This window comes from Microbispora sp. NPDC049125 (assembly GCF_040802045.1).
In the GTDB taxonomy this organism is placed as follows: domain Bacteria; phylum Actinomycetota; class Actinomycetes; order Streptosporangiales; family Streptosporangiaceae; genus Microbispora.
The window spans coordinates 1-15,421 of record NZ_JBEZDW010000054.1 but is presented as its reverse complement, the minus strand read 5'-3'; the positions used below and the strand labels follow the sequence as shown (position 1 = coordinate 15,421).

General features: G+C 70.5%; 14 protein-coding genes and 1 pseudogene. 8 read left to right on the top strand and 7 right to left on the bottom strand.

Going from position 1 to position 15,421, the window contains the following annotated elements; translation table 11 throughout:
• Window positions 1–114 precede the first annotated feature (114 nt).
• Both AB0B72_RS37180 and AB0B72_RS37175 read right to left on the bottom strand, forming a co-directional pair.
• Window positions 115–1,608: a S41 family peptidase gene (locus tag AB0B72_RS37180; protein ID WP_367744251.1), complete on the bottom strand. Its 1,494-nt coding sequence runs from the start codon at window positions 1,606–1,608 to the stop codon at window positions 115–117.
• 147 nt (window positions 1,609–1,755) lie between these two features.
• Entirely contained in the window at window positions 1,756–2,235 is a 480-nt protein-coding gene (locus AB0B72_RS37175; protein WP_367744250.1) for a MarR family winged helix-turn-helix transcriptional regulator, read from the bottom strand.
• 115 nt (window positions 2,236–2,350) lie between these two features.
• Here AB0B72_RS37175 and AB0B72_RS37170 point away from each other — a divergent pair, with 115 nt between their 5' ends.
• Window positions 2,351–3,457 carry an epoxide hydrolase family protein gene (locus AB0B72_RS37170; protein ID WP_367744249.1) on the top strand — a complete coding sequence of 369 codons (1,107 nt, stop codon included), beginning with the start codon at window positions 2,351–2,353 and terminating at the stop codon, window positions 3,455–3,457.
• A 19-nt stretch (window positions 3,458–3,476) separates the two neighbouring features.
• Here AB0B72_RS37170 and AB0B72_RS37165 read toward each other — a convergent pair whose 3' ends face one another.
• Entirely contained in the window at window positions 3,477–4,118 is a 642-nt protein-coding gene (locus tag AB0B72_RS37165; RefSeq protein ID WP_367744248.1) for a TetR/AcrR family transcriptional regulator, read from the bottom strand.
• Between the two features lie 76 nt (window positions 4,119–4,194).
• On the opposite strand from AB0B72_RS37165, the gene AB0B72_RS37160 reads away from it, so the two are divergent.
• Entirely contained in the window at window positions 4,195–4,878 is a 684-nt protein-coding gene (locus AB0B72_RS37160; protein WP_367744247.1) for a carboxymuconolactone decarboxylase family protein, read from the top strand.
• 98 nt (window positions 4,879–4,976) lie between these two features.
• On the opposite strand, the gene AB0B72_RS37155 is transcribed toward AB0B72_RS37160, so the two are convergent.
• Together AB0B72_RS37155 and AB0B72_RS37150 are read right to left on the bottom strand one after the other, a co-directional pair.
• Window positions 4,977–6,248 (bottom strand): MFS transporter, encoded by a 1,272-nt coding sequence (locus tag AB0B72_RS37155; RefSeq protein ID WP_367744246.1) that lies wholly within the window; start codon window positions 6,246–6,248, stop codon window positions 4,977–4,979.
• Window positions 6,249–6,467: 219 nt separating this feature from the next.
• Complete coding sequence (locus AB0B72_RS37150) at window positions 6,468–7,157, bottom strand: winged helix-turn-helix transcriptional regulator (protein WP_367744245.1); 690 nt, start codon at window positions 7,155–7,157, stop codon at window positions 6,468–6,470.
• A gap of 132 nt (window positions 7,158–7,289) precedes the next feature.
• On the opposite strand from AB0B72_RS37150, the gene AB0B72_RS37145 reads away from it, so the two are divergent.
• From AB0B72_RS37145 to AB0B72_RS37130, 4 genes are all read left to right on the top strand, one after another.
• The gene (locus tag AB0B72_RS37145) at window positions 7,290–8,186 is read left to right on the top strand and encodes an SDR family oxidoreductase (RefSeq protein WP_367744244.1); all 897 of its coding nucleotides are present in this window, start codon (window positions 7,290–7,292) and stop codon (window positions 8,184–8,186) included.
• Window positions 8,183–9,055: an alpha/beta hydrolase gene (locus AB0B72_RS37140; protein WP_367744241.1), complete on the top strand. Its 873-nt coding sequence runs from the start codon at window positions 8,183–8,185 to the stop codon at window positions 9,053–9,055. Before AB0B72_RS37145 ends, AB0B72_RS37140 begins: the two co-directional genes overlap by 4 nt.
• Window positions 9,056–9,069: 14 nt before the next feature.
• Window positions 9,070–10,173 (top strand): GDSL-type esterase/lipase family protein, encoded by a 1,104-nt coding sequence (locus tag AB0B72_RS37135; RefSeq protein WP_367744240.1) that lies wholly within the window; start codon window positions 9,070–9,072, stop codon window positions 10,171–10,173.
• Between the two features lie 288 nt (window positions 10,174–10,461).
• The gene (locus AB0B72_RS37130; protein WP_367744238.1) at window positions 10,462–10,587 is read left to right on the top strand and encodes a hypothetical protein; all 126 of its coding nucleotides are present in this window, start codon (window positions 10,462–10,464) and stop codon (window positions 10,585–10,587) included.
• A 30-nt stretch (window positions 10,588–10,617) separates the two neighbouring features.
• On the opposite strand, the gene AB0B72_RS37125 is transcribed toward AB0B72_RS37130, so the two are convergent.
• Window positions 10,618–11,535 (bottom strand): AraC family transcriptional regulator N-terminal domain-containing protein, encoded by a 918-nt coding sequence (locus AB0B72_RS37125; protein ID WP_367744237.1) that lies wholly within the window; start codon window positions 11,533–11,535, stop codon window positions 10,618–10,620.
• A gap of 174 nt (window positions 11,536–11,709) precedes the next feature.
• On the opposite strand from AB0B72_RS37125, the gene AB0B72_RS37120 reads away from it, so the two are divergent.
• Entirely contained in the window at window positions 11,710–12,729 is a 1,020-nt protein-coding gene (locus AB0B72_RS37120; RefSeq protein WP_367744236.1) for an aldo/keto reductase, read from the top strand.
• Window positions 12,730–12,897: 168 nt separating this feature from the next.
• Here the strand turns inward: AB0B72_RS37120 and AB0B72_RS37115 are convergent, their stop codons facing one another.
• Entirely contained in the window at window positions 12,898–14,385 is a 1,488-nt protein-coding gene (locus tag AB0B72_RS37115) for an endo-1,4-beta-xylanase (RefSeq protein ID WP_367744235.1), read from the bottom strand.
• A gap of 851 nt (window positions 14,386–15,236) precedes the next feature.
• Between AB0B72_RS37115 and AB0B72_RS37110 the strand changes: the two are divergent.
• Window positions 15,237–15,421: pseudogene (locus AB0B72_RS37110) on the top strand (SGNH hydrolase); the annotation flags it as partial.

Genomic DNA, 15,421 nt, shown 5'->3' with positions numbered 1-15,421 from the left:
CGGTCCGGGGCCACCGTCAGACCAGGCTATCGGGACGCGGACGACGGCTTCAGCCCGAGGTGCTCGTTGCGTCCGGGCCCGGAGGGCGCGCCCGTCAGCGACGGCCGGCCCGGGTCAGGGCAGCAGGCGCAGCGCCTCGGCCAGCACCGGGTCCCTTCCGGCGGAGACGTCCTCCGCCGTCAGCCGGACGTAGTGGTCGGGCGCCGTGCCGCTGCCGTCGACGACCTCGCGGCGGGGGCCGAGGTGGTGCCGTTCGGGCAGGAAGAGGGCGCTGTTGTCGTCGAGCAGGTACGGCCGGGCCGGTCCGGAGACCACCCCGGCGGTGCGGGTGCCCACCAGGACGCCGGCGCGCAGGTCCTTGACCGCCGACGTGAAGTGGTCGCAGGCGGACGCGCAGTCGCCGTCGGTGAGCACCGTCAACGGCAGGTTCACGAGCGCGACGCCGTCGTCGGTGGGGTTCGTCTCGCAGGCGCCGTTCACGTCGCACTGGTAGGCGGTCACCTTGCCGTGGACCCACCCGCCCAGCAGCCGGGTGACCTCGTCCGGCGAGCCGCCCCGGTTGCCGCGCAGGTCGACGACGACCCCGCGGAGCTTCCCGCTCTCGCGCATGCGGGCGATGGCCGCGAACGTCTCATCGGCCGCGCCGTCCCGGAACCCCAGCAGCCGGACGTACGCGACGTGCTTGTCCACCAGGCGGGAGGTGACCGCCCGGGTGCTGTCCGGGTTCTCGGGGAACGAGGCGGACTTCAGCGTGACGGTCCAGGTGCGGCCGGTGGAGGGCCGGCGCATCGTGAGCCGGACGGGGGTCTCGCCGGGAGCGTCGGAGAAGAGCGCGTCCACGGCGCCCGTGGACAGCACGCCCCCGGCGAACGGCGGTGCACCGTTCACCGCCTCGATGACGTCGCCCGGCCGCAGGCCCGCCTGGGCGGCCGGCCCTCCGGAGATCGAGGTGACGTAGAGCGGCGGCACCGCCTGCCACGGCGCGCTGCGGACCAGGCCGGCGAAGGGTGTGGTGACGAACCCCAGCCCGTACTGCTTGTCCGGGGCCGCCCCGGGGGGCATCAGGACCCGCTGCCACTTGGCGTGGTTGTCGTGCAGGGCGCCCACCATGCCCCGGAGGGCCGCCTCGGCCAGCGCCTGCCGCAGGGCCGCTTCCCCGTGCACCGCGTCGTCGATCCGCCGGTAAACGGCGGCGAACGCGGCCCAGTCGGCCTCTCGGTTCCCGGTCAGCGGAGGGGCCATGGCGTCCGGGACGGTCCGGCCACGCCGGTCGAGCTCGTGGACGAGCCCGGAGAAGGCGGCGTTCAGCAGCGTGCGGTCGTCCAGTTTCGCGCCGCCGTAATAGTGCTCGAAGAGGCAGCGGTACGCCTGCTCGATCGTGCCGAGGGTCGTCGGCCGGAGATCCTCCGGCTCCTTGGTCGGCTCGACGCACGACGGAGCCCGTACGGAGGGCGCCTGGTCGAACCGCCCCGCCGAGCCGCTCGCCCCCTGAGCCTGTCCGGTTGAGCTCCCCGCCCCCGCCACGCAGGCGGCCAGGAGCATCGCCCCCAGGCCGGCCGTGAGCGCGGCCGGCAGGCGCTTGATTGATCTGCGGTCGTCTTCTGTCATGGAGACGGTTTACGGGAACGCCGGTTGCAGCGCGGTATCGGTGCGCGGGAGCCCTCCCCTGCCGGCTCAGTGCCCGTACCCGGGCGTGATGGGCGAAACTCGGGGAAACCGCCGGCGCGAGATCATGTCTTTGCCGCGCGTTCCCGGTCAGCGCCACGGCTCCTCGGGCGTGCCGGTTCGCCGGGTGTGGTGGTCCAGCAGCCTGGACAGCAGCTCGATCAGCCGCTGCCGCTCCTCGGGGGACAGCGGAGCCAGCAGCTCCTCCTGGCATTCGGCCAGCCGCTTCTCCAGCCGCCGCAGCTGCCGCCTGCCCGCGGCGGTCAGCGAGATGACGTTGCGCCGCCGATCGGAGGGGTCCGGGGCGCGCTCGACCAGTCCGCGATCGGCGAGCTCGTTGATCGTCGCGACCATGTCGCTGAGGTGGATGCCGCTACGGCGGCCCAGCGCGGCCTGGCTGGCCGGGCCGAGCTCCTCCAGCGTCGCCAGCAGGCGGTAATGGTAGCCGCGGGCGCCGGCGGACGAGAACCCGTCACCCACCAGGCGGTGCGCGTGACCGGCGGTCTGGGTGAGCAGCCAGCTGGGCAGGCTCTCCCACCTGGCGGGCGTCTCGGCGGACGGGTTCTCCATGGGACAAGCCTACCGAATCGTTGGGAACACTAATGAATATGTTATCGTTTGACCGACGAACGTTAGTAATCCGAACGTTTGACCACCGAACGAATCTCCCCCTGGAGCCGAGACCATGATCAAGCCCTTCCGCATCGACATCCCCCAGGCCGACCTCGACGACCTGGCCGACCGGCTCGCCCGCACCCGCTGGCCCAACGAGGTCGCCGACGCCGGGTGGGACTACGGCTTCCCCCTGGCGCGGCTCAAGGAGCTGGCCGAATACTGGCGCACCGGCTACGACTGGCGCGAGCACGAGGCCAAACTCAACGAGCTTCCGCACTTCACCACCGAGATCGACGGCCAGAACATCCACTTCGTCCACGTCCCGTCCTCGAAACCGGACGCGCCGGCGCTGATCCTCACCCACGGCTGGCCCGGTTCGTTCCTGGAGTTCCTCGACGTCATCGAACCGCTGTCGCGCGACTTCCACCTGGTGATTCCGTCCATCCCGGGTTACGGCTTCTCCGGGCCGACCCACGAGCGCGGCTGGGACGTCGTCCGGGTCGCGCGGGCCTGGGCCGAGCTGATGCGCCGTCTCGGGTACGAGCGCTACGGCGCGCAGGGCGGCGACTTCGGCTCGGGCATCTCCATGGCGCTCGGCGCGGTGGCCCCCGATCAGGTCGTCGGGGTGCACGTCAACTACCTGCCTACCCGGCCGGCCCCGGACGCCGGCGTCGAACTGTCGGAAACGGACGAGGCCCGGCTCGACAAGGTGCGGCAGCTCATGGCGAACCGTCCGCCGTACCAGGCTCTGCAGGCCACCACCCCGCAGACCATCGGCTACGCGCTGACCGACTCGCCGGTCGGCCAGCTGGCCTGGATCGCCGAGCGCTTCGCGCAGTGGACAGATCCGCGCACGCCGGTCGGCGTCGATCGGATGCTCACCGACATCTCGCTGTACTGGCTGACCGCCACCGCGGCCTCCTCGGCGCGGCTGCACCGCGATGCCCCGCGGCGGATCGAGCCGTGCCCGGTGCCGCTCGGCGTGGCGGTGTTCGCGCACGACATCACACAGTCGGTGCGCCCGCTGGCCGAGCGGCTGTACGACATCAGGCACTGGTCGGAGTTCGAGCGCGGCGGCCACTTCGCCGCGATGGAGGTGCCGGAGCTGCTCGCCGAGGACGTCCGGGACTTCTTCCTCGCCCGCGTCAAGGACGACGACCGCGCCGCCACCGGCTGAGCCGCGTCCGTCGTTCCGGTCAGCGGCCGGCGGCGAGTGTGAGGCCGACGAGCTTGGCCAGGAAACGATCGACCTGCTCCTCCAGCGGCGGCCAGGGCAGGTCGGGCTGATTGACCCGCATCGACACGGCCCCGTGCACCGCCGCCCTCAGGTCCAGTGAGACCTCCGCGGCGTCACCGGCCGGGGCGAGCCCGGCGTCGATGCACCGCTGCACCGCCGCGGTGGTGCGCTCGGCCAGCTCCTGCTTGAACGACATGGCCATCCGGCGGTTGAGCGTGCTCTCGTGCAGCACCTTGTACAGGCCGGGATGCCGCTGGACCCACGTGCCCAGCAGCAGGACACGGGCACGCAGCCTCTCCGCCGGATCGGCGGCGCCGGTCTCCGCCTGGTCGACGGCCTCCAGGAGCTCGCGATGGAACCTCTCCAGGGCGGCCAGGACGAGCGCGTCCCGGTCGGCGAAGTGGATGTACACGGAGGTCGCCGCGACGCCGACCTCCCGGGCCACCGCGCGCATGGACAGGGCCTGGTCGTCGCCGTGCTCGTCCAGCAGCCGCAGGGCGGCGCCGACGATGTCCTCGCGCAGCCGCTCGCCCTGGCCGCGCGGGTTGCGGCCCCGCCTGCCGGCGGGAGGGCCGGCCTGGGTGGAGGGGGTCGTGTCCATGGTGGCCCCATTGTAGGCAGGCCACTATTGCACTACAGTCGTAGCGCTACAGTCGTTTACTTATGGAGGAACGCCCATGGAGAACCAGGTGAAGGCGCTGGACCCGGTGTTCGCCGAGATGAGCGCCGCCACCGACCGCCTGCTCTGGGACGAGGCCCCGGAGCTGACCGCGCGCGAGAAGGTCCTGCTGTGCCTCACAGCCGACGTCTGCCTGCAGACTCTCGGCCCGCCCTTCGAACGGCATGTGACGATGGCTGCGGACTGCGGCTTGTCGGCCGACGACCTGCGGGAGATGCTCCGCTTCGTCGCCTACGACAGCGGTTATCCCGCCGCCCTGGCGGCGCTCACCCGCCTGACCGACCTGGAGCGGGAGCACGCCCTGCCCGCCCCCACCGGCCAGGGCCACGAGGTGAACGCCGACGGCACGGGCAGCCCGATGCCGGAGCCGATGCGGCAGGCCGTGGCCGCCCTCGACGCGCCGTTCGGCGTCTACATGGACCTGCAGTCGCGGATGCGCGCCGGCATGCGGCTGCTGTCGGTCCGTGAGCGCGCTTTCATCACGATGACCGTCGACGTGCTCTTCCAGACCCTGCGGGAGAGTTTCCGCGCTCATCTGACGCGCGCCCTCGGCGCCGGCGCCACACCGGAGGAGGCCCGTGCCGTCGTACGGTTTGCCGCACAGTTCGGTATGACGAAGGCCTGGCGCGCCATGCACGTGCTTGACGCCCTGCTCACCGAACTCGGCGCCGCCCGGGTCTGACACGGGGAAGAAGACGCGTGGTGGGGCGGCGGCCGTGAAACCGCCGCCCCACCGGCCGGTGGTGTGCGGTTAGTTGGGCAGCCAGTTGCGCATGTCGATCACCTCCTCTCACCCGGATCGATGCGAGCGCGCTCGGCCGAGTGGCGTACTGATCGCAGCACGCCGAGCACGCTCAACGTGCCGATGGCCCCGGCTCCGCAGATCACCTCGTACGCGGGCAGCACCTCCGCGGCGGCGCCGCCGACGGCCATGCCGAGCCCCTGGAGGGTCATGACTCCGGCGCCGAGCAAGGACATCGCCCGCCCGCGCGTCTGCTCGGGCACGGCGTCCACGAACCACCTGTCCATGCCCAGCGTGTACGCCGCGCACAGCCCCGTGAGCAGCATGAACACCACCCCCAGCGCCGGCGGCGGATGGACGGCGAACGCGGCCATGGGCAGTAAGGACACGGCGGCGAGCGGGAGCGCGATCCTGTCGCGCGTGACCGGCGTGAGCAACGTGCCGGCCAGGAGCTCGCTCACCACGGTTCCCGCGGGCATCGCGGCCAGGAACAGACCGAACCCCGCCGAGCCTGCCCCCGCGGCGTCCGAGTAGGGCGCGGCCGCTCCCTCGGCGACGACGAAGAACATCGGCGGGATCCACCACATCAGCAGCAGGGCCCGGATGCGGCGGTCGCCCAGCAGCCGCACGGTCGAGACGGGCGACCGGTCCGTGGTCGCGCTGTTCCCGGATGCCCGGGCGGGCCTGTCACGGGTGCCGAGGCGAAGCAGGAGCGCGGAGCCGAGGAAGGTGATGACGGCCACGCACAGCGCGGCGCGGGGCGGCATCCAGATCAGCGCCAGGCCGCCGAGTCCATAGCCGATGATCTGGGAGGTCTGCGCGACGATCCGCACCAGCGAACGGCCGAGGACGTACAGGTCGCCCTGCAGGATGTCCGCGATGCTCGCCGCCCGGGTGCCGGTGAACAGCGGTGCGATGACCGCGACGGCGCACCGAAGGACGAACAGCGCGGCGAGCGGCGTCCACGGTGCGGCCATCGCGGTCATGCACGCCGCGCTGAGCAGGTCGCAGGTGACGAGCAGCCGGCGGGGCGGGTGCCGGTCGGCGAGGCCGGACAGCAGCACCCCGCTGAGCGCGTACGGCAGGAAGCCGAGCGCGAAGATGAGTCCGGTCAGCAGCGCCGAGCCGGTCTGGCGGAAGACGAGCACGGCCAGGGCGACCTCGGCGAAGACCCCGCCCAGGACGGACAGGACGTGGGCGGCGAAGACAGCCCGGAACTCCCGCACCGCGAAGACGGCCCGGTACCGGGTGACCGGAGTGTCCCGCGGGTCACCGGTCTCCCCGGCGACCACCGCTCGCCTCGTCCGCATTGATGAGCTCCTCCCGCCGCGGGCCGTCGTCGATGTCCCGATAACCGACGCGGCGCACGCGCCGGTTTGGACAGGGGCGGCCCGTTGAGCGCATGATCTTTCCCGGCTGATCAGCCGGGGTCGGCGTGGAAGGAGGCGCGCCCTGCCGCCGGCGGGGGACTCAACGCGCCATGGCCGCGAGCCGGTCGGCGACGCACGGCCCGATCCCGGGGTGTCCGGTCACGCCGGAGGCGTCTCGGCCGTCTCGGGGCGGGGGAAGGAGTCGAGCAGGCGCTGGACCGTGTTCAGGTCGCCGGACACGGTGATGTCTCCGGCGTGCACGGCTTCCTCCAGGCTGCGCCTCCGGGTCAGCACGGCGGCGAACGTCCTGGGGTCGGTGGTGACGGTCGCGTCGGGCGCGGAGGGTTCGCCGCGGGTGATGCCGATGACGCCGCCGGCGACGCGCACGGTGACGCGGTCGTCGCCGAAGACGAGCACGTAGGTCGCGGACAGGCCGCCGCCCGTCTCCGCGGAGAAGTCTCCCTGCAGCGCCAGCATGAGGGCGTCGACGCTGATGCCGGCGTCGAGATCACGGAACGGCGACTGCCGGCCCCAGCGGCCGAGGTGGACGAGGACCGGTTGAAGCTCCCGTCCCCAGTCGGTCAGCTCGTACACCCAGGACCGCGCGGGCGGGCCGAGCTTGCGGCGGCGGACGATGCCGGTCTGCTCCAGCTCACGCAGCCGCTGCGAAAGGCGGTTGGGACCGGCGTTGGGCAGCCCGCTCCGCAGGTCGCTGAACCGTTTGGGGCCCAGAAGCAGTTCGCGTACGACGAGGAGGGCCCAGCGCTCGCCGACCAGGTCGAGGGCGTGTGCGGCGGCGCAGGCGTCGCCGTAGGTTCGCGCGCTTCCCACGCCGTCGATGCTTGGCACGCCGCCGAGTCTAGCCGATGAACTGTTCCGATACGGATCCTGTTGGTATCAAAGTTGTACTGAACACTTCTCCTATGTAATCTTCGACTCGTTCTCAGAGCGAAAGCTCGTTCTCGAAGCGAAGAAGGAACGATGATTCTGATCACAGGAGCCAACGGACGCCCCGGCTCCGCCACCGTCCGCGAGTTCGCCCGCCACGGCACACCGGTCCGCGCGCTCGTGCGGGACCCGGAGAAGGCCGGAGACCTGCGGGCGCTTCCGGGCGTCGACGTGGTGCACGGCGACATGCTCTGGCCGGAGACGCTGGAGTCCGCGCTGGCCGGGGTGGACCGCGTGCTGATGATCTCCGGCGCAGGACCGGAGCTGCTGGAGACGCAGTGCACGTTCATCGACGCCGCGATCAAGGCCGGAGTCGGGCACATCGTGAAGTTCTCCGGCAAGGACTCGGTCGACGGGTTCGACAACGAGCGGTTCCGGTCCTCCCGCAGCCACGAGCAGATCCTGCGCTACCTCATCGCCTCGGGTGTGCCGTGGACGCTGCTGCGGCCGAGCCAGTTCATGCAGGTGTACTTCGAGGAGGTGCCGGACATCGTCGCCCACGGCGAGCTTCGCCTGCCGCTCGGTGACACGACCATGGCCCCGATCGACATCGAGGACATCGCCAAGATCGCCTACGCCGTGCTCACCACACCCGGCCATGAAGGCAGGACCTATCCGATGACCGGCCCCGAGGCCCTCACGATGGCCGACGCCGCCCGGCACATCTCCGACGCCATCGGCAGGCCGGTCCGCTACCGCGACGTGACCTCGGAGGAAAAGCAGCGGGACTGGCTGGCGGCCGGGTACCCGCCGCCGCGCGCGAGCGCGTTCGCGCAGCTCTTCCGGGAACGCAGACGGCTGGGCCGCTCGACCGTCGACCTGAGCACCCACGAGCACTTCGGGATCGAACCGACCACCTTCGCCCAGTTCGCCCGTCGCAACGCTGGCGTCTTCCGCGGCGCCGACGACTACACCGTCACCCCCGCATGAGGACGTCGGTGAACCGGGAGGAGCCGGTGAAGGCGTTCGTGCTCGTCCACGGTGGCGCACACGGGGCGTGGGCGTTCGGGCGGCTGGCGCCGCTCCTCGCCCAGGAGGGCCACCACGTCGTCGCGCAGGACCTGCCAGGGCACGGGCTGGGGGCGCGATTCCCCCGTTCGTACACCACACGGCCCCTGAACCCGCAGGAGTTCGCGACAGAGCCCTCCCCTCTCGCGCACCTGACCCTGCGTGACTACTGCGACCAGGTCACGGGCACCGTCCGGCGGCTCGCCGAACGGATGCCCCATCACCAGATCGTTCTGCTCGGCCACAGCATGGCCGGGCTCGTGCTCAACCGGGTGGGTGAGACGGTCCCCGGGCTCATCGGCCGCCTGGTCTACCTGTCCGCCTGGATGATCGCCGACGGCACGTCGTTCAGCGACTACATGGACGCGCCGGAATACTCCACCGGCCTGATCCCCTCGATCCTCCGCGCCGACCCGGGCGTCACCGGCGCGCTGCGCATGGACTTCCGGTCCGGCGACCCGGACTACCGCGCCCGCGTCAAGGAGACCTTCGCCGCCGACGTGGACGACCACGACTGGGAGGCCGTCGCCAACCTTCTCACCCCCGACACGCCCATCGGCCCGCTCACCGAACCGGTGACCGTCACGCCGGGCCGATGGGGCCGCATCCCCCGCACGTACATCACCTGCACCCGCGATCGGGCCCTCCCGCCCGCGGCCCAGCGGCGCTTCGTCGACGAGGCCAACAAGAGCAGTCCCGGCAACCCCACCGACGTGCGAACGCTCACGACCAGCCACTCTCCCTTCGCCTCCCAGCCGGAGGAACTGGCGGAGATCCTGCTGGGACTCTGACGAATGGAGCGAGCATGATCTGGACAGCCGGCTTCCGCACCGCAGTGATCAGCCCCTACGAGGAGCTGAAGCTCACCGAACCGCGCGGCTTCGACGACCAGACGGTGCGCCAGGTGCTCCACATGGCCGGCGGAGGAGAACTTCTCCGCGTACGCCTGACGAACCGCTACGGCCGCACCCCGCTGACCATCGCCGCCGCGAGGGCCGCCACCGAACACGGGCAGGCCGCCCTCACCTTCGACGGCGCCGGGAGGGTCACCATCCCGCCGGGAGAAGAGGCCGTCAGTGATCCGATGGAACTGGCCGTCGCCCCCGGCGCCGACCTGGTCCTCGACCTCTATCTCCCCGAGAAGACAGGTCTGGCCACCTATTCCCACATGCCCAAGGAGACCGCTCTCATAGCCGGCGGCAACCACGTCACGTCTCCCACGCTTCCCGGGGCCGAACAGGTGGAAGCCAGGTTCTTCGTCTCGGGCGTCGACGTGCTCGTCCCGGACGACACCGCGATCGCCGTGGCGTTCGGCGACTCCTGGTTCGAAGGGGTCGGATCCACGACCGGCGCGAACAACCGCTCCGTTGACTTCCTCAACCGGCGCCTCAAGCGGGGATGGGTCGTCAACCAGGGCATCGCGGGAAACCGCCTGCTGCGGGACGAGGTCGGGGAGCACGCGCTGGCGCGCTTCGACCGCGACGTTGTCTCGATCCCCGGCGTGACCCACGTCCTGGTGCACTTCGGCATCAACGACCTCGGCCTTCCCGGCATGACCGGCAGGCCTCCCGCCACCTCCGTCGCCCTCATCGAGGGGTTCACGACCCTGGCCCACCGCGCCCACCAGGCCGGCCTGAAGATCCTCGCCGCCACAATCGGCCCCTTCGCGGGCGCCGTCCCCCCTGGGATCAGCACACCGGAGGGCCTCGCCGCCCGGCGCGAGGTCAACGACTGGATCCGTACCACCGACGCCTTCGACGCCGTCTTCGACGTGGCCCGGGCCGTCGAGAACCCCGAAGACCCCGACTACATCCACCCCGCCCTGGACAGCGGCGACGGCATGCACCTCAACGACGAAGGCGCCCGGGCCATGGCCGACGCCGTGAACCTGGAGACCCTCGCCCTCTGAAGGCTCGTACGAGCGCCCGTCACAACTTTCCGTTCCAAACCGGCATGAGGCCCGCGTCGAGTACCTGAGTCACCGCGGAAGCAGGCGGTGACCACAGCGAATGTCAGACCAAGGAGACAGGCGTCATGGCGGGCAAGCGGTCGGAGATGGTCAGGGACCACTGGCGCAGCATGAGGGCGGCGGCCGTCGCGAACCCGGACGAGGCCCCTGAGGAGCTACGCGAAAGAGTCGAACGGTATTGGCCCGGCCTGACGGCCGAGCCTGCCCGTCCCGGCGGCGTTGACGCTGATGTCGCCCTGGGTGGATCTGACCGTCGGCAACGAGACGTTCGAGTCGAATCGCGAGCGGCCGTCCGTCCGTCCCTCCACGGGCTTCCCCATGGAGACGGACCGGGTGAAGGCCGGATCCGGGTGATCTCCCACACGACGATCGCCGGGGCCGTGGTCATGCCGGCTCGTCCGCCGGTCCCCGCGGCCCCGGGGCGTCCTGCGCCGTGGCGGACAGTTGCGCGGCGTCCCGCCCCGGGGAGGTGCCGAAGGCCTTGCGGTACTCGCGGCTGAACTGCGACGGGCTCTCGTAACCGACGAAATACCCGATCTCCCCCACGTTCTCGGGCCGGGTCATCAGCAGGGTCCGGGCCGCCTGGAGACGGATCTGCTTCTGGAACTGCACCGGCGTCATCGACGTCGCCGCGCGGAAGTGCCGGTGAAACGACGACGCGCTCATACCGCAGAGCCCCGCCAGATCCGCGATGACGAACGGCTCCTGGTAATGCTCGCGGATCCAGCGGATCGCCCGGGAGATGTGCGCCAGGCTGCCGTTGGCCAGGCCGATCTGCCGCACGACCGCGCCCTGATCGCCGCTGAGGAGCCACCAGAGGATCTCCCGCCGATACCCGCGCGCCAGCGCTCGCAGATCGTCCGGCCGGTCCGCGACGCGCAGCAGGCGTAGGACGGGATCGAGCAGCTCCGGCGTGGCGTCGCTCACCCCCATCCCGGTGAACGCCGGAGGTCTTCCGGCCGCGGTCGTCTCCAGGAGCAGCGGCGCGATGGCCGCCGGACGCAGAGTCATGCTGAAGACCGCGAACGGCTCATCCGGACTGGCTTTCAGCGCCTGCCCGATCACCGGGAGGTCGACCGACACGACGAGGTACTGGCCGGCGCCGTAGTCGTACGGGACGCCGTTCAGCACCGTGCGCTTGACACCCTGCGCGACGATCGCCAGCGACGGCTCGGAGATCGCGGCGACCGGGGGTGTCGGCCGGTCCACGGACGCGATCGTCACTCCTTCCGCGATCACCCTCCGGTCGTCACCGGCGGTGTGCCGCATGATCAGCCGCCGAATCTCGTCAAGCGGGTCCATGCCCGCCAGCTAACCATCCGCGCACCGGGCGGCGTGACCGGACCCCCGGCACGCCGGACACGCGAGGTTGACAGGATCGTGCAAGGCGGAGGCAGGATCGGGCTCACGGCGCAGCGGGCCGCCATGGTGCCATGGGCAGGTCAGCAGCCCTGTGAATCCAGAAGGCACGTAGCGATGAAACGCAGAACCCTCGGCGCGACCGGGATGTCCGTCAGTGAGCTCTCCCTCGGCGCGATGATGTTCGGCAGCATGGGAAACCGCGACCACGACGACGCGGCCCGCATCATCCACCGCGCACTCGACGCCGGCATCAACATCATCGACACCGCGGACGTCTACTCTCACGGCGAATGCGAGGAGATCGTCGGGAAGGCCGTGAAGGGCCGCCGCGACGACCTCGTCATCGCCACGAAATTCGGGTTGCCGATGGGTGAGGACCCCAACCTGCGGGGCGGCTCCCGGCGGTACATCGTCCGCGCGGTCGAAGACAGCCTGCGCCGCCTGGACACCGATCACATCGACCTCTACCAGATGCACCGTCCCGACCACGAAACCGACGTCGGCGAGACGCTCTCCGCCCTGACCGACCTCGTCCGCGCCGGCAAGATCCGGGCGTTCGGCTCCTCCATGTTCTCCGCGGAGCTGATCACCGAGGCGCAGTGGACGGCACAGCGCACTGGGACGTACCGATTCGTGGCCGAGCAGGCGATGTACTCCATCTTCACCCGCAAGCCCGAGGCCGCCGTGTTCCCGACCGCCCAGCGCCACGGGCTCGGCGTCCTCACCTTCAGCCCCCTCAACGGCGGGTGGCTGTCCGGCCGGGCCGACCTCACGACCGGCCACCGGGCCTCGTCGCAGCCGTCCCGGTACGATCCGGCGACGCCGGCCGGCAGGCTCAAGGCCGCCGGGCTCGCGGAGCTCGCCGTCCTCGCCGACGAGGTGTCCATGACGCTGCCGCAACTCGCGATCGCCTTCGCCCGCGCGCACCCGGCCGTCACGTCCGTGCTGATCGGGCCGCGCACCGCCGGCCAACTCGACGGGCTCCTGCCCGGCGCCGACGTCGACCTGACCGACGACGTCCTGGACCGCATCGACGCCATCGTGCCGCCGGGAACGGACCTCAACCCCGAGGACAACTACGGCACCACCCCGCCCGCGCTGCAGTACGCCCGGCTTCGCCGCCGCCAGGCCTGATCGGTTGTACGGGCCCTGGATCTTCAGGCCAGGTTCGAGGCCTCACCCGCGCGTGCGGAAACGGCCCTTGGTTGTCGTCGTTCTTCTCTCAGCCAGAACAACGATCAATCAAGGGCCGTCCAGTGCTGCACCGGGGTCAATCGTCCTGACCCGGACTGATTCGCGCCGTCACGAGAGGCTGCAGGTTGCTCCGTTCAGGGCGAACGCGGTGGGCTTGGCCGCGTTGCCCGTGTGGGTGGCCTGGAAGCCGATCTGGGCGGAGCCGCCGGCCGGCAGTGAGCCGTTGTAGCTGACGTTACGGGCGGTGACCTGGCCGCTGCTGGGGGAGTAGGTGGCGTTCCATCCGTTGGTGATGGTCTGCCCGCTGGGGAGGGTGAAGGCCAGGGACCAGCCGTTGATCGCGGACGATCCGGTGTTGGTGATCGTGATGTCCTCGGTCAGGCCGTTGTTCCAGGCGTTGACGGTGGCGCTGACCCGGCAGGCGCCCGGCTCGCCGCTGGGCGACGGCGAGGGTGTCGGAGTCGGCGTAGGCGTGGGAGTCGGGGTCGGGGTCGGCGTGGGAGTCGGCGTAGGCGTAGGAGTCGGGGTGGGGGTCGGGGTCGGCGTGGGGGTGGGGCTCGGCGGGGCGTTGTTCAGGGCGTTGAGCACCGCGTCGTAGGCGGGCTTCTTGTTGTTGCCGCTGAACAGCAGCGGGGTGTCACCCGAACGCCAGGAGTCCTGGTCGCGCACGCCCCACACGGTGATGCCGGCGCAGCGGGCGACGGCCAGGCAGTCGTTGACGATGTTCGCGTAGGTCGTCGGCGAGGCGCCCTGGACGTCCAGCTCGGTGATCTGAACGTCGACGCCGAGCGCGGCGAAGCTGGAGATCGTGGTGCGGTAGTTGCTGTTGTAGGCGCTGCCGCTGTTGAAGTGCGACTGCAGCCCGACGCAGTCGATCGGCACGCCGCGCTGCTTGAAGTCCTTGACCATGTTGTAGACGCCCTGCGTCTTGGCCCAGGTCCAGTTGTCGATGTTGTAGTCGTTGTAGCAGAGCTTGGCGGCCGGGTCGGCGGCGCGCGCGGTGCGGAAGGCCACCTCGATCCAGTCGTTGCCGGTGCGCTGCAGGTTGGAGTTGCGCCGGCCGCCGTTGCTGTCGTCGAAGGCCTCGTTGACCACGTCCCAGGCGTAGATCTTGCCCTTGTAGTGGCCCACCACCCCGTTGATGTGGTTGATCATCGCCTGGCGCAGCGCGCTGCCCTCCATGCCCTGCATCCAGGGCGGCTGCTGGCCGTGCCAGGCCAGCGTGTGCCCGCGCACCCGCTTGCCGTTCTGCACGGCCCAGTTGTAGACGCGGTCACCGGCGCTGAAGTTGAACTGGTTCTGGTTGGGCTCGGTGGCGTCCTGCTTCATCTCGTTCTCGGCCGTCACCATGTTGAACTCACGGGCCGCGATCGTGGTGTACGCCGAATCGCCGAGCCTGCCCGAGGCGATCGCGGTGCCGAAGTAGCGCCCGCTCTGCGCGGCCGCCGCGCCGAGCGTGCTCGCCGCTGCATCGGCGGGGCCCGGCACCGCGAGTGCAGTGATTGTGCTGACTACACCCAGAGCGCCGGCGAGCAGGGCCCGCAGGCCGCTGCGGGATCGCCGGGAGTTGGGCGGGGGTAGGGCGTTTGTGCCCATGCCTGAGCCTCCATGACTGAATCGCGGGGGAAACGAGAGAAGCGGAAATACGGGAAGACGCGGAAAAGCCCACGGAATCGACATCGCGCCCCGTCACCGTGGACGCACGGCACCGGGGCATCGCGGATAGCGCCCTGCCGCGCACCACCGAGCCGGCAGGAGACCGCCTTCGGAGAGTCAGTGTGGAAACTATCCCGAAACATGTCAAGGCCAGCCATATAGTTTTCGAACGCTCTGCCCGTCGTGCACCGCCGGCATATACCGCGACCTCCCGTGCGTCCTCCCGAAATGTTGCGGCAGCGCCGTCACGGCGAGGCGGGACCCACTGCTGTAACTTTCAGCACCGGTCCTTCGGGAACCGGTGCGGCGACCCCGAAAACCCCAGATGAGCCGCGCTCGGCTTTCCCGTTCCCGGCGCGCCCGGCTGAGAGCCTTGACGGCACACCGTCGCCTCGTATTGGCTCCGCACCACCACCGTCACCACCATCCATCACCTGTGAAGAAGGGATACGCCCGGCAAGCTCCCGGCCAGCGCTGACAGAAGCCGCCCCGCGTCACCGAGGCCGGAATGCCTCGGCCCCCGGGACGGACAGCATGTCCCTGCGTCCACGACACATGACACAAGAGTTTCCGTGTACGGCGGGAGATTGGCGTGGCCTTATAAAACGCCGTCGCCACGATGCGGTTTCCAGCCGGCGATTCTCCTGCCATACGCCGGCATGTCACCATTTCCAGCCGCATGAGCCGTCACCTCACGGCGGCGATCCACCGGAAAACGGACCACCATGGATGTTAGCGCTAACACAATGATCCGAGCAGCCCTGCCCGCCGGCGCTGGAGAGAGGTTGAACATGCGTACGTGGAAGCGAGGGTGGGCTGCGGCGCTGCTGGCCGTGGCCGTGGCGGCGCTGGGCGTGGTGATGAGTCCGGGGGTGGCCGGGGCGGAGTCCAACGGCGGGGTGCGGGTGATGCCGCTGGGTGACTCGATCACCGAGGGCACCCAGGTCCCCGGCGGATACCGGATCGGCCTGTGGCA